The organism is Pseudomonas sp. PDM02, from assembly GCF_014852285.1.
Classification (GTDB): Bacteria; Pseudomonadota; Gammaproteobacteria; order Pseudomonadales; family Pseudomonadaceae; genus Aquipseudomonas; species Aquipseudomonas migulae.
This window is the reverse complement of record NZ_JACVBL010000014.1, coordinates 37,319-50,089: the sequence shown is the minus strand read 5'-3', so window position 1 is coordinate 50,089 and position 12,771 is coordinate 37,319. Positions and strand designations below refer to the sequence as shown.

Below are 12,771 nucleotides of genomic sequence, written 5' to 3'. Positions count from 1 at the left end.
CGGCGCCGTCTGTGCCACTGAGCATAGACGCTGTTCAGCGATTGTCCGCCGTCTCTTGCACGGGTGGACGCGGTACGTCGGAGTATTTCGAGGCACGCGCTGTCGAGAGCTGCGACTCAATACCCGGTCATTTCCAGATAGCCCTGCCCCGCATGACTGCCGCTCAGGCGCACGGGGCCTTCCCAGTACGGAATGCGCAAATTCATCCAGGCATTGCGATTGAGGGCATCGAGGGTGATGTCGAGGTGCTTGGCGGGGATTTTGATTGACCAGCGCACCGGCATCGGACGACCGGCGACTGTCGCGGTGTCTTGTGGCGTGAGGATGATGTCGGCGGCGTGCAATAACTGAGTCTGGCCCTGCGCGTCGATCCAGGTGCCGGTGAGATACGGCTCGCCGTTTTTCAGCCGCATGCGGTACAGCATGACCTGTTCGCCGCTGTCCAGGTGCAGGGAAAACCAGTCCCAACCCGTCTGATTGGCGGTCAGTGGCTGGCTGCTCCACTCGCGGTCAAGCCAGGCTGGACCGCTGACCTGATAGGCCTTGCCGTCGATATCCAACGTGCCGCTCGCCTGGAAGAACGGCTGGCTGTAGTAGTACGACGCCTGTCCTTGTTCGGATTTCTGACTGAAACCCTTGTCGCCTTGGAGCACCAGAGGACGCGTGGACGTCAGCCGCAGCTGGTAGCTGAACGCCTTGTCGCGGGCACTGAGTTGAAGCTCCGCCAGAGGATCGGCGCCCTGGCTGCTGAATCGCCAGTCGTCGATCCACGCATTGAACGGGTCAAGACTCACACCCGCCTGACCAACGCCGCCCCGGGAATAACGCTCGGCAGCATGATGCACCGTGGCAGACGTCACCGCAGCATGCCCCAACCAGATCACCTGATTGCCCCAACCCGCCACCTCGGGCGCGGCTTTCAACGCACTACGAAACAGCGTCCATTGCACGCCGAACTCGCGGCCCTGATCGTCCTTGAGGTTAGCCGTGACGTACCACCACTCGATCCGAAAGCCATCGTGGGGACCGTGATCCGCCGGGAAGCTGAACACCCGGCCGGGCACTACCGGTGTGAACGCGGCGGCTTCACCCCCGAGCCCGGCGAAACCTTTTTCAACCGGCGCCGTGTCATCGCAGCCGCTCAAAAAAAGTGCCAGCAACAACGCGCCGAGCTTAATCCTCATGAGCAAACGTCCTCAGCAGGTCCGCCGGTTGCGAGCGATACAGCGCGTACAGCGGCCACGCCGACGCCAGCAAGGTCGCGAACAACGCCAGCCCCATCAACTGCAACAACTGCAACGGAAAGACCCGTAACGGCAGGCGCCAGCCGAACGCCTGAACGTTGATCACCGTGTCCAGGCACCACGCCAGCGCGATGCCCAACGGCAACGCCAACATCAGCGTCAGCACTGCCAGCAGCCAGGTTTGCCCGAGGTTGAGCAGCATCAATTGTCGGCGCGTCACGCCCAGCGCCCACAGGGGCGCGAGTTGTCCGAGGCGGCTTTGGCTCTGGGTCAGCAGGCTGATGAACAGCGCCACGCCCGCGACTGCGAGGGTCAGGCTGTTCAGCGCGGCAGTGGCGGCGAAGGTGCGTTCGAACACTTGCGTGGACCAGCCCTTGAGCCGGGCCTGATCGACGATGCGACTGTCATCGAGGGCGAAGCGCGCTTGCAGGGTTTGCAGGAACGGCGCAATCAACGGCGGGTCGATGCGCAGGTTGAAACGGTTCGGCGTCAGTTGCGGCCAGCCGCGCAGCAGGTGATTGACGTTGACCAGGAGGTGGCCCTTGGGGTTGCCGTAGTCGGCGTAGATCCCGACGATTCGCGGCGACCAGGGGCCCGCCGGTGTGGGAATCGTCAGGTGGTCGCCCAGATGCACTTTCAACCGCCGCGCCAGTTGTTCGCTGAGCATCAAGGCGTCGTCCTTGGCCAGCCGGTCCCACGGGTTGTCGCCCAAGGCCTCCAACAGCGGCCAGTGCTGGCGATAGGTCGGGTGATCGATCACGCCGAACACGTCCGCCGGCCAGCCTTGCAACTGGATCGACACCTGCCAGTTGGGCAGCACCGCGCTGAGGGAGGGTTGCTGTTTGAGCCAACTCTGCAGTTCTCGGGCCTGGGCCGGATTTTGCGGGTTCACGTACAGCTCGGCAGTCAGGCGTTGTTCGAGCCAGTTGCTGAAGGTCTGGCGGAAACCGGCGGTCATGCTGCCGGCACCGATGTTCGCCGCCAATGCCAACAGCAGCGCCATCAGCGCCAGGCTCAGGGCTGGCAGTTGCTGGCGGCAATCAGCGAGAAACCATTGGCCGAGCACCGAGCGGCTGCGATGCAGCGTCAGGTTCAACACGCTGTTGAGCACCACCGGCAGCGCCAGTGCGGCACCGATCAACAATGCCGCCATCAGCACAAATCCACTGGCGAGGCTGTCGCCCCGGATCAGCGCCAGCAACGCGATCACGCCGGCAATCGCCGCGACCCACGCCTGGCGCCGCAACCAGCGAGCGTGAGCCTGATGCCAGGCTTGCGGATCGGCCAGGGCCAGCAACGGCAGGCGCGCCGCCCGCAACAAACTGTTGGCTCCGGCCAATAACGCGCCGAACAGGCTCAGACCGACACCACTGAGCCACCACCATGGACTGAGGCTCAACTGCCCCGCCACTTCGGCACCGTACAAACCGCGCAAACTCGCAGCGACATCCGGCAGCAGCACGCTGGCCAGCAGGTAGCCGCTGGCAACGCCGGCGAGGCCGCCGAGCAGTGCCAGGCCGCCCAGTTCAACGGCGAGACAAGCGATCAACATCCGTGCGCTGACACCACAGGCGCGCAAGGTTCGCAGCAGCCCTCGGCGTTGTTCCAGCGCCAGCCCGATGGCCGCGTGAACGATGAACAGACCGACCACAAAAGACAGAAAACCCAAGGCATCGAGGTTCAGGTGAAAACTTTCGGTGAGTCGCGAGAGGTTGTTTTCTTCGCCGCTGCTTTTGAACTGGAGCAGGCCTTTGAACTGATCCGGCAAGGTGGCGGTGAAATTCTTGGGCAGCAGCAGACGTGACAGTTGCTCCGGCAGCCCCAGAATCTGCTGGGCGAAGCCGATATCCACCAGCAACACGCCGGGGGCCATGTCGGTTTGTACATGCAACGGCGGCAATGTCGCCCCGCTCAACGTCAGCGGCTGCTCGCCTTCGCGCATGCCCAACGCTTGCAACGTCTGCGGCGAAATCCAGGTGCTGCCCGGCGGGCTGAAAAACCGGACGATCTGCTCAATGTCCAATGCCCGCCCGGCCACCGCCGAACCGGCCGGCAGCGACACCGGCTCGATGCCCATCAGTTGCAAGCGCTGCTCTTCATGACCCTTGAGCGTCACCCGCCCTTGCAGCACCGGCGACACCGGCCAACCGGCGCGGCGCAGCTCGATAAACAATGCCTGAGAAAAAGTCCCGCCACCGGGTGCGCTGAGGCTGGCCTGCGGTTCACCGCCGATCAACTGACTGGCCCGCGCGTAACTTTCCCGCGCCTGACTGTTGAGCGCCTGCACGCCGGTCAGCAGGCTGGTGGCCAGCCACAGCCCGGTCAGCACACTGAAAAATTGCACCGGGTGCTGCCGCCAATGGCTGAGCAGCGCCCGCAACGTCTCGCGAAAGACCCGCACCTCAGTGCTCGTCCGCGCCAGCCAGACGGCCACGGTGCAGCACCACTTTTTCAGCCAGGCGCGCGGCCACTCTCGGGCTGTGGGTGACCATCAACAACGTCGTCGGACTGTCGTCGAGCAGTTCCAGCAACAACTTCAGCACTTCATCGCTGGTGGCTTCATCGAGGCTGCCGGTGGGCTCGTCGGCCAGCAGCAGTTTAGGTTGCGACGCCAGCGCCCGGCCCAGCGCGACTCGCTGTTGCTGGCCGCCGGACAACTGCTCCGGATAACGCCGCAAGACATCGCCCAGGCCCAGGCGCTTGACCAGATGCGCCTGCCAACGGGCATCATGCCGCCCGGCCAACCGCGCCTGGAACGCCAGATTGTCCTCCACGCGCAAACTGCCGATCAGGTTGAACTGCTGGAACACCAGGCCGATTTCGGTGCGTCGCCAGTTCGCCAGTTGCCCTTCACTCATTCGTTCAAGCTGATGTTCACCACTGCGGATGCTGCCGCTATCGACCTTGTCCAGCCCGGCGATCAAGTGCAGCAAGGTGCTTTTGCCGCTGCCCGACTCGCCCATCAGCGCCAGGCTGCTGCCGGATTTCAGCGTCAGGTCGACACCTTGCAGCACCGACAGCGGACCTTGCGGAGTGGCGTAGCTTTTGAAAACGCCTTGGACCGAAAGCATGGGTGAACCTGTTTGAGGGGCGTGGGGCAAAGGATAGCGGGCCAGCGCGGGTTTTGTCCGTTGGGGATTGCGGCGCGGTTGGGGTGTCCTTTGGATTTGGGGTGAATCGAATGGCCTCTTCGCGGGCAAGCCACGCTCCTACAGGACGGTGGTGACCTTGATTCAGCACTTCACCCCCACCCACGTAAAACACAACGGCAACTGCGCCTCTCGTTGCTGATACTGATCATAAATTTCCTCCCGGTTGGAATGCGGATATTCCTTGAAGTGGCTGATCTGCAACCCCGATTCGATGGCGCCGGTGAACATCTCGCTCAGGGTGTGGACGAACCAGTAGGACGTCGCGGCCTGCTGTTCGACTTTGCCTTCGTAGACGATCGGCTGGTCCTGCACGAAAGGTTCGCGGCGGAAGTACGAAGTGACCGGGCGAAAGGGATCGTCTGATTCGGGGTCGAACATTTCCAGGAACGGGTGGGTTTCGTACACCACCAACGCCCCGCCGGGCTTGAGGGTGCGGGCGACGTGGCGGAAGAATTCGCCAATGTCCGGCATCCAGCCCAATACGCCGATGGTGATCAGGGCCACATCGAACCGGTGGTGCAGTTCACTCGGCAGGTGATGAATATCAGCCTCGACGAATTCAGGCGCGTGCGGCGACTGGGAAGCCAGTTCCCGCGCCTGATCGAGAAACGCCACGGACTGGTCAACGCCGACGACGCTGCGGGCACCGAGCGCAAACAGTGCAAGACTTTCGCGGCCGTTGTTGCAGCCCAGTTGCACCACGTCCTTGCCGTCGACCCCGACCTGCTCCAGCACACCGCGCAACGTGTCGTCGATGCAGCAGAAATCGCCCAGTGTCACGGCCTTCAACAGGGACGGCCATTCGGGATTATCTTTGTGGTGTCGGGCGGAGTCATTCCACGCATCGCGGTTGCTGGCGATGGCTTTTTCTTTGGTCAGCATTTCCATTGCACGCTCCAGAACTCGGGTTTATCAGACCGGCCCGAGTCTAGATCAGCGTTTTTGAAAAACCCATGTAGCGTTTGTTGGAATGTTGTAAGCCGGCAACGCCCCCGTACGGCAGCTATAGTTAATGGCCTTGGGGAATTGCGGGACAACCGATTTCGCAGGTGCTGCCATGAAACACACCGATTTGATGCTGTTGCTCATCTTCTGCCTGACCGCCACCTCAGGGGTTCACGCGGATGACAACCTGACGCCGCCGTCCGGGTACAGCAGCGAGTTCAACTATTACGGCGAAAACCAGCCGTTCGCCCACCCCGTTCCGCCGACGCTGAGCACGGTGCCACCGCGCTCGTACATCCCCACGGCGCCGCAGGATTTCATCCCGATCTCCAGCGAGCACGTGTTCTCCGACTCACGGTTGCCGACAGTCGCGGATGCCACCGTCCGGGTGTTCATCCGCTCCTATGACCCGGAACTCGGCGTCTACGTCAACGAAGAAGTCGTCGACCCGACGTGCCTGCTGGCCTGCCTCAGTCGACAGGGCCAAGCGACGCCCGTCTACCACTGACGCTTGTCCGGGCGGGCGAGGCCGAGTTTTTCGATCCGGTAACGCAGCATGTCGCGGCTCAAACCCAGCAGCCGTGCGGACTTGGTGACGTTCCAGTCGGTCTTGTCGAGCATCTTGCGCACCATGTCGCGCTCGACCTCCGGCAGGTTCATCGACTCGCTGCCGTTGTACGCCGGGCGCACTTCGTTATGGGGCGCCTCGGGCATCGCCACCGGCTCGTCCACCAGGCTCAGGCAGACGTTCAACTGGTGCGCGGCGATAGTGTCGTACTGGGCCAGCAGCACGGTTTGTTCGAGCATGTTGCGCAACTCGCGCACGTTGCCCGGCCAGCTGTAGCTCATGAGCAATTCTTCGGCCTGTTCGCTGAAATGCAGGTTCGGTTTGCCATAGCGTTTGCCGTGGATGGCGAGGAAGTGCCGGGCCAGCAACAGGACGTCTTCGCCACGGGTATAAAGGCGCGGCACCTTGATCGAAATGATGCGCAAACGGAAGAACAGGTCGCGGCGGAACTTGCCCTGCTGGACCATTTGTTCGAGGTTGCAATTGGTTGCGCTGATCACCCGCAAATCGACCTTGCGTTCCTTCACCGAACCGACCCGGCGAATGGTCCGGTCTTCCAGCAGCTTCAGCAGTTTGGCTTGCAGCAGCAGGTCCATTTCCCCGACTTCATCGAGAAACAAGGTGCCGCCATCCGCCGCTTCCACAAGGCCGACGCGACGGTCCTTGGCGTCGGTGAATGCCCCCTTCTCGTGGCCGAACAGCTCCGACTCCACGAGGTTGGAGGGAATCGACGCGCAGTTGAATTCAATGAACGGACCCTTGCTGCGCGGGCCGTCGAAATGCAGTGCGCGGGCCACCAGTTCCTTGCCAGTCCCCGTCTCGCCTTCCACCAGCACCGGCGGCAAATCGGCGTTGGCCATCCGGCGCTCGGCGTCGAGCAACTGGCCGATGGTGTTTTTCAGGAAGACCATGGGCCCCGATTCGCCGATCAACGCCTGCACCCCCGACTTCTGCGCTTCGCGCTCCTGATAGAACGACAGCGTGCGCTCCATCCGCTCGGTGGCCAGGGCCTTGTCCAGCAACAGCTTGAGTTCCGGCAGCGCCACCGGTTTGGTGACGTAATGGAACGCGCCTTCTTTCATCGCCACCACGGCGTCTTCGACATTGCCGTAGCCGGTCATCATGATCACTTTCAGGTCCGGCGCGCTGATACGCAGCTTCTGGATCAGATCGTGACCGCTCATGCCCGGCAGCGAGTTGTCGGTCAGTACGACGTCCGGGGCAAACGTGTTCATTTGCTTCAGCGCATCTTCAGCCGAGTGGCAGACCGTCACCTCGAAGTCTTTGCGTTCCAGGTAGGTCTGAAGATTCCCGGCGAGGATTTCGTCATCCTCGACCAGCAGAATGCTGTACCCCATATTCCCCTCCCGTTGCCACTTTGAAGTTCAGACAAACGCGGGTTCCTTCCTGCTCCTGGCTGGTCAGTTCGACCGAACCTTCAAAACGCTCCATTATTCTTTTGACCAGGGCCAGGCCCACACCCAACCCGCCTTGCTTGGTGGTGAAAAACGGTTTGAAAACCATTTGTTGTTGCTGTTTGGTCATGCCCTTGCCGGTATCGCTCAGGGTCATGCGCAAGAGTCCGGACTGCGGCGACTCGATATCGATGCTTAGCACGCCGCCCTTGGGCATGGCTTCGAGGGCATTGGCGAACAGGCTATTGAGAATTTGCGTGAGCAGCACCTGTTGGCTGACGACCGGTGGGCAAACCTGCGGCGTGAACCGGACTTCGACACCGGAGCGCTTGATCAGCGCGTCAAAGGCACTCAGGGTGTCGTCGATGGCCAGCACCAGGTCCACGGTTTCGTAGTCGTCATTCACCGGCCGCAACGACACCAGCAACTCGCGAACCCAACGCGACATGCGATCGACCTGGTTGATGATGTCGCCGATGTTCTTCTGCGCGCTCTGACTGGCGATTTCCTGGGCCAGTTCGGCGCTGGAGCGAATGTTCGCCAGCGGGTTGCGCAAACTGTGGGCCACGGCCGAAGACATTTCCCCCAGCGCGACGAAGGTTTCGTTGGCAATCAGCTGTTTCTGCTGACTCTCGATCAGCTTCGCCGCACGCCGCACAATCCAGAACAACCCCAAGTAGATGGCGGCACCACCGAGCACGGTGGCCAGCCAGATGGCCTTGAAACCGCGCTGGATACGTTCAACCAGATCAGTAGGCTCCTTGTAGACCTCGACCATGGCGATGACTTTGCTTTTGTCGGCGTTGAACATCGGGATGTAGTTTTCAACGAACAGGTACTGGGGCTCGTGCAACAGTTTTTGTTCGGGACGTTCTTCATCAACTTCGTGGTAGCTGGTGGAAACGGGCTCCTTCATTTCGAAAGATTCGTCCAGTTCATCGTCGTCTTCGATACGTACGCCGATCAGCTCCGGGTTGGTCGACCAGACCACGGTGCGATCCTGGGCATACACCGTGGCCAACAGCAGGTCCGGCAGGTTTGCCACATGATCGAGAAACTCGATGCGCGCCGCAGCACGTGCGCCCGGGTTCACGTCGGGATGGGCGTTATCCAGGCGAGAATCGAGCATTTCGCCCATGGTTCTTTCCGGGGAAATCGATGCGTGGCGGATTTCGGCAGCACCGATGGCCTGGATAAATTGCGCGGTCAGCATGGAATCGCGCTCGATGCTCTCCTCCACCACGAAACGGGTGGAGATGTACCCCAGCCCCGCCGCCACGGCGGCAATGATCAAAAAACTGGCGAAGGAAAACCAGCGCAGCAGATTGAACTCGCCACGCCAGCTCGTGCATTCCCCCGCCGGAAGGTTCGACGGAGCAGGTACTTTTTGTTGTTCGAGTATCTGCATGGTGGGTCCTGAATTCGGTACTGGCTTGAAGCCTATTCAGTGGCGTTTCGCATCAGTGTAGGTGTCATTGATCGAGTCGGCGGTTCAATGATAGTAATTCGCCGCTATGGCACCTGCGCCGCTTGCAACGATTGCTGACGATCGGTTTCCTCCTGCAAAAAATCAATGATGGACTGCGCCGCTTTCTCATCCAGGCGCAGGTTTGGCATCGGGATTTTGTCGAAGCGTTGAAACAGTTCCAGCGCAATCGGGTCTTTTTCGGCCAGCATGCGATCCGGTTCTCGGATCCAGCGATTGAGCCAGGCGGGATCGCGCACGCGGGTTACGCCGATCAGGTCCGGGCCGATGGCGCGCATGCCGATGCCCTGCCCGTCTTGCGGCCCGAGGCTATGGCACGAGGCGCAACGGGTGCGAAACAACTCTTCGCCGTTGCTCGGCGGGCGGATCTCGGGCGCATCGGCATAATTTTCTTCAACACTGGGTTGCTTCCAGTTCTGCAAGGTATTGGCCAACTGATCGGCGAGGATCCATGGGTTCTCGAACGGTGAGGCTTTCATCCAGCGACCGGTGCCCTGGTTGCCGACGATCAGGCTCAGGTTGTGGTCCTTGCTGCGACCGTTGTCGACGCCCTCGATAAACAGCCCGAGCTTTTTGCGCAGGTCGGTGACGGCCTCGAACTCCCCGGTGAGGAACTGCCAGCCCGGTCCGACTTTGAAGCGCTGCGCGTAGGCCTTGAGCACCTCGGGTGTATCGCTCAACGGGTCGATGCTGATCGAGTAGAAAAAAATATCCTGGCCGACCCGGGGCCCCAACAACTGCTGCACCTGGCGCAGGCGCGCGGTTTCCAGCGGGCAGGAATCGCTGCACGTGGTGAAGATGAAGTTGATCACCACCACTTTGCCTTTGATCATGTCATCGAAAAAACGCACCTGCCGACCGTCCTGGTCGGTCAGCAAGGTGTTGGGAAAGTAATCGCGCCCCCAGGGGGTCGCCGATTCCGTCGGCGACGGCGACAGTGCGCCTTCATGAGCGAGCAGCACCTGGCTGGCCAGTAAAAACGTCACCAGTACCAGAATCAGGTGCATGCCCAGTGCGCGGGAGCGCGGCGTGTGCAGTGTCATGTCGGCTCCCCTGCGGATCATGGCTTGATCACCACTTGTGGGCCGTAGCCGTCGCCAGTGCGGAAGGTTGGCAGTGCAGCAGAGTTCACGTAGCGCACGCCATCCCAGCTCGGCAGCGGAACCGGCATCAATTGCAATTGCCCCGGTTTCTCAACGTCCCAACGCAACAGCATGGAGTTGTCCTCGTGTTGAGTGTTGTGGCAGTGCTCCATGTACGTCCCGGCGAATTCGCGGAAGTGGATCGCAATCTCGACGCTGTCCAGGCCGTCCTTTTCCGGACCGATGCGGTACACGTCCTTACGTGCCCATTTTTCCCACTCTGGTGGTAGCTTGCCGCCGCGACTGAGGATGATCCCCTCCTCGAAGTGCACGTGAACCGGGTGGCTCCAGCCCTCGCCGCCGAGTTTGATGTTCCACACTTCCAGCGTACCGAAGCCCGTGACGCCGGCATCGGTCGGGCCGGAGGCCAGTTTGGTCGAGACGTTCAGCCGACGAGGGTCCATTCTGAAACCGAAACCGCCGTCGGTCTTGATTGTCCACGGCGCCGAATCGGTGCCGTCGGAACGACCGAAGGTGAAGGTGCGATGACGGGCCTTGGCCAGCAGCGCCTTGTCGGCCACATTATCGCGGTGAATTTTCAGCGGGATCATCACCAGGCCTTCAGCCTTGCCCGGTTTGGCCGGTTCATAGGCCGCCGGGTCCATGGCCAGGTCCTGGCCGGTGTAGGCCTTGACGTTGAATTGCAACACTTTGCCTATCGCCGGATCACCGTCCTCCCACTTCGGACCCTTGCTGGATTGCCTGATGACGGCCTTGTACTTCTCGGACAGCACGTCAGCCAGGGCGACGGGTTCTTCCGGGCCCTTGCCGTCTTCGTGCACCAGCAGGTTGACGAAGAACAGCTTGTCGCCCGCCTTGACCCCGTTTTTCGAGAAATTGACGACGATGTCGAAACGTTCGGCGATGCCCATGGTTGGCAGGATCGCGTTGTGATTTTGAGTATCGCCGTCGGCATCCAGGTCCATGGTGCCGTCGAACGGCACGGCGTGTTCCATGATGTTGCCGTCGTTGGCAATCATGTGGAACGGCACGCGGGCGTACGACAAGCCTGACCCGACAGGCCCTGGGAACTCGCCACCGGTGCCCTTGATCTCGCGCACCAGCGCCAGTTTGAAGTAGCGCGATACCGAGCCATTGAGCATGCGGAACCGATAGCTGCGGGCGCGCACATCCAGGACCGGTTTCCACTGCCAGTTGACCAGCACCTGATCACCGAGGAAGCCGTCGGTATTGAACGGGTTAAACCACAGTTGACCGTTCTTGTCCCACGCTTTATCAGCAAACAGCAGGTTGACGTCGTAGTCGCGGTTGCCCCAAGGCAAGGCGTTGCCACTGGGTAAACGCAGGTTGACGCCGTCATTCACCGCTTCATTGCCACGGTCCAGGGCGCTGTAGTAGTTCATCATCGCCGCGTTGCCCTTGTAGACGTTCTGCGCGGTGAAATCGAGCATGTGGTCGTGAAACCAGTGGGTGCTCATGGTTTCGCGCCAGTCGCCACGGATCTTGATCGTGCCGTTGTCGCAGGTCTTGCGGCTGGGGATGAGGTCGTTGGTCCACAGGGTTTCGCCCGGCGAGCACGGAAAAGCTGCACGCGGGTCTGTAGCCGTGGTGTTGATGCTGTCGTAGCCGGCCAACTGGATCGGCCAGCGATAGTCGTAGAATTGCCCGGGGAAGAAAAATGCGTTGGCATAACCGTCGCTTTCCGCCGGTTGGTGACCATTGTGTTCGTGGGTGCTGAGGGTGTGCAGACCAAAACCCATGTTCGCCGACGGGTCGATCGGCAAGGCGTTGTAATGGCGCATCAGCACGGGTTGTCCGTAACGCACCATGAGCAATTTCGGTGGCAAGGTGCCGTCGAAGGTCCAGACCGATTTGTGGTTCTGCACCGGCATTTTCGGGTGAAAACGCGCATCGACGCCTTTGGCGGTGCCTACGGTCGTCGGCAGGCCAGCCACATTGTAATAGAGGCCACCGGGGCCAAACTCGCCCATGGCATAGCGGTGCATCTGACGACTGTCACGCAACCCGGTATTCACCCGTGCGCCGGATTGCACAGTCTTGTAGGCGATCTGCGGGTAAAACTCGTTCCAGCGCTGGTGCGACCAGCCTTTTCCTGGTGGACGGCCTTCAGCCGACGAACCGATACGGCGGTTGAGGAAAAATTCGATCTGCTTCTGCCAAGGGTTGCGGTCGACCACGTTGGAATAATGGCTGGGAAACGGGGTCAGTCCGGGTTGCCGCATGAAAGCGTCGAGCGCCGCACTCGGCGGAGCGCTGCGAGCGACGCTGGTGGGATCCTGTTGCGGCAGCGGGCCGATGGCGGCCGGTGGAAACGGCAACTGCGCCGCCGGGGTGGTGGGGTCGAGTTTTTCCGGACCGAACTCTTCGAACAGCACCAGTTGCTGAGTGAACGGCAGAGCACCGTACAACGGGCTGGGTTTGCCGTTGGTAGGGTAATTGAAGCTGGTCTGTATCGCCGGCGGAAGGACGTTTTCCTTGAGCGGAGTCTCTCGGGTGCCTTTGACGCCAGCCGGCAAGTCGAAGGCATCCAGGTTGGCGGGGGGCATGGTCAAAATGGCGTTCAAGGCACCTGCCTTGTCAGCCGGCTCGTCGTGATACGCCGAAGGGTCGGAAGGTGGCGGCTGCCCCTCGTCGTCGATCGGGCTGGCGCGCAGGCTCGTTGTGCCGAGCGTCATGGCCACAAAAACGCTAAGGGGCGTCAGGAGACCAAACCATTTGCAGGGGTGCAGCGCTTTTCTGTCCATCACCAGCCGCCTCGAAGTCGTGAAGGGGGTAATGGGGGTTTTGCAAGGAGCTCGCCAGACTTGCTACAGCCTATACAAACGCACTAATGCTCG

General features: G+C 61.3%; 9 protein-coding genes. 1 reads left to right on the top strand and 8 read right to left on the bottom strand.

Annotated features, from left to right (window positions below; all coding sequences use genetic code 11):
• Positions 1-116: 116 nt before the first annotated feature.
• The 4 genes from IB245_RS22985 to IB245_RS22970 all read right to left on the bottom strand — a co-directional run bounded on the left by IB245_RS22985 (position 117) and on the right by IB245_RS22970 (position 5,284).
• Positions 117-1,184 carry a lipocalin-like domain-containing protein gene (locus tag IB245_RS22985; RefSeq protein ID WP_192228737.1) on the bottom strand — a complete coding sequence of 356 codons (1,068 nt, stop codon included), beginning with the start codon at positions 1,182-1,184 and terminating at the stop codon, positions 117-119.
• Positions 1,174-3,645 (bottom strand): ABC transporter permease, encoded by a 2,472-nt coding sequence (locus tag IB245_RS22980; RefSeq protein WP_192228834.1) that lies wholly within the window; start codon positions 3,643-3,645, stop codon positions 1,174-1,176. Before IB245_RS22980 ends, IB245_RS22985 begins: the two co-directional genes overlap by 11 nt.
• Position 3,646: 1 nt before the next feature.
• On the bottom strand, positions 3,647-4,315 hold the full coding sequence (locus IB245_RS22975; RefSeq protein ID WP_008034147.1) for an ABC transporter ATP-binding protein: 669 nt from the start codon (positions 4,313-4,315) through the stop codon (positions 3,647-3,649).
• A 162-nt stretch (positions 4,316-4,477) separates the two neighbouring features.
• The gene (locus IB245_RS22970) at positions 4,478-5,284 is read right to left on the bottom strand and encodes a class I SAM-dependent methyltransferase (protein ID WP_192228736.1); all 807 of its coding nucleotides are present in this window, start codon (positions 5,282-5,284) and stop codon (positions 4,478-4,480) included.
• A 169-nt stretch (positions 5,285-5,453) separates the two neighbouring features.
• Here IB245_RS22970 and IB245_RS22965 point away from each other — a divergent pair, with 169 nt between their 5' ends.
• On the top strand, positions 5,454-5,849 hold the full coding sequence (locus IB245_RS22965) for a hypothetical protein (RefSeq protein WP_192228735.1): 396 nt from the start codon (positions 5,454-5,456) through the stop codon (positions 5,847-5,849).
• Here IB245_RS22965 and IB245_RS22960 read toward each other — a convergent pair.
• The 4 genes from IB245_RS22960 to IB245_RS22945 all read right to left on the bottom strand — a co-directional run bounded on the left by IB245_RS22960 (position 5,840) and on the right by IB245_RS22945 (position 12,678).
• Entirely contained in the window at positions 5,840-7,267 is a 1,428-nt protein-coding gene (locus IB245_RS22960; RefSeq protein WP_008043613.1) for a sigma-54-dependent transcriptional regulator, read from the bottom strand. The genes IB245_RS22965 and IB245_RS22960 overlap by 10 nt on opposite strands.
• Positions 7,236-8,732, bottom strand: a complete 1,497-nt coding sequence (locus tag IB245_RS22955; RefSeq protein WP_008034155.1) for a sensor histidine kinase — start codon at positions 8,730-8,732, stop codon at positions 7,236-7,238. Before IB245_RS22955 ends, IB245_RS22960 begins: the two co-directional genes overlap by 32 nt.
• Positions 8,733-8,836: 104 nt before the next feature.
• Complete coding sequence (locus IB245_RS22950) at positions 8,837-9,853, bottom strand: SCO family protein (RefSeq protein WP_008043625.1); 1,017 nt, start codon at positions 9,851-9,853, stop codon at positions 8,837-8,839.
• 17 nt (positions 9,854-9,870) lie between these two features.
• A complete protein-coding gene (locus IB245_RS22945; RefSeq protein WP_192228734.1) occupies positions 9,871-12,678 on the bottom strand; it encodes a multicopper oxidase domain-containing protein in 2,808 nt (935 codons plus the stop codon).
• Positions 12,679-12,771: the final 93 nt, after the last annotated feature.

Coding starts and splice junctions, on each gene's coding strand:
- IB245_RS22985 (WP_192228737.1), bottom strand. CDS start 1,184: ATGAGGATTAAGCTCGGCGCGTTGTTGCTGGCACTTTTTTTGAGCGGC.
- IB245_RS22975 (WP_008034147.1), bottom strand. CDS start 4,315: ATGCTTTCGGTCCAAGGCGTTTTCAAAAGCTACGCCACTCCGCAAGGT.
- IB245_RS22970 (WP_192228736.1), bottom strand. CDS start 5,284: ATGGAAATGCTGACCAAAGAAAAAGCCATCGCCAGCAACCGCGATGCG.
- IB245_RS22965 (WP_192228735.1), top strand. CDS start 5,454: ATGAAACACACCGATTTGATGCTGTTGCTCATCTTCTGCCTGACCGCC.
- IB245_RS22960 (WP_008043613.1), bottom strand. CDS start 7,267: ATGGGGTACAGCATTCTGCTGGTCGAGGATGACGAAATCCTCGCCGGG.
- IB245_RS22955 (WP_008034155.1), bottom strand. CDS start 8,732: ATGCAGATACTCGAACAACAAAAAGTACCTGCTCCGTCGAACCTTCCG.
- IB245_RS22950 (WP_008043625.1), bottom strand. CDS start 9,853: ATGACACTGCACACGCCGCGCTCCCGCGCACTGGGCATGCACCTGATT.
- IB245_RS22945 (WP_192228734.1), bottom strand. CDS start 12,678: ATGGACAGAAAAGCGCTGCACCCCTGCAAATGGTTTGGTCTCCTGACG.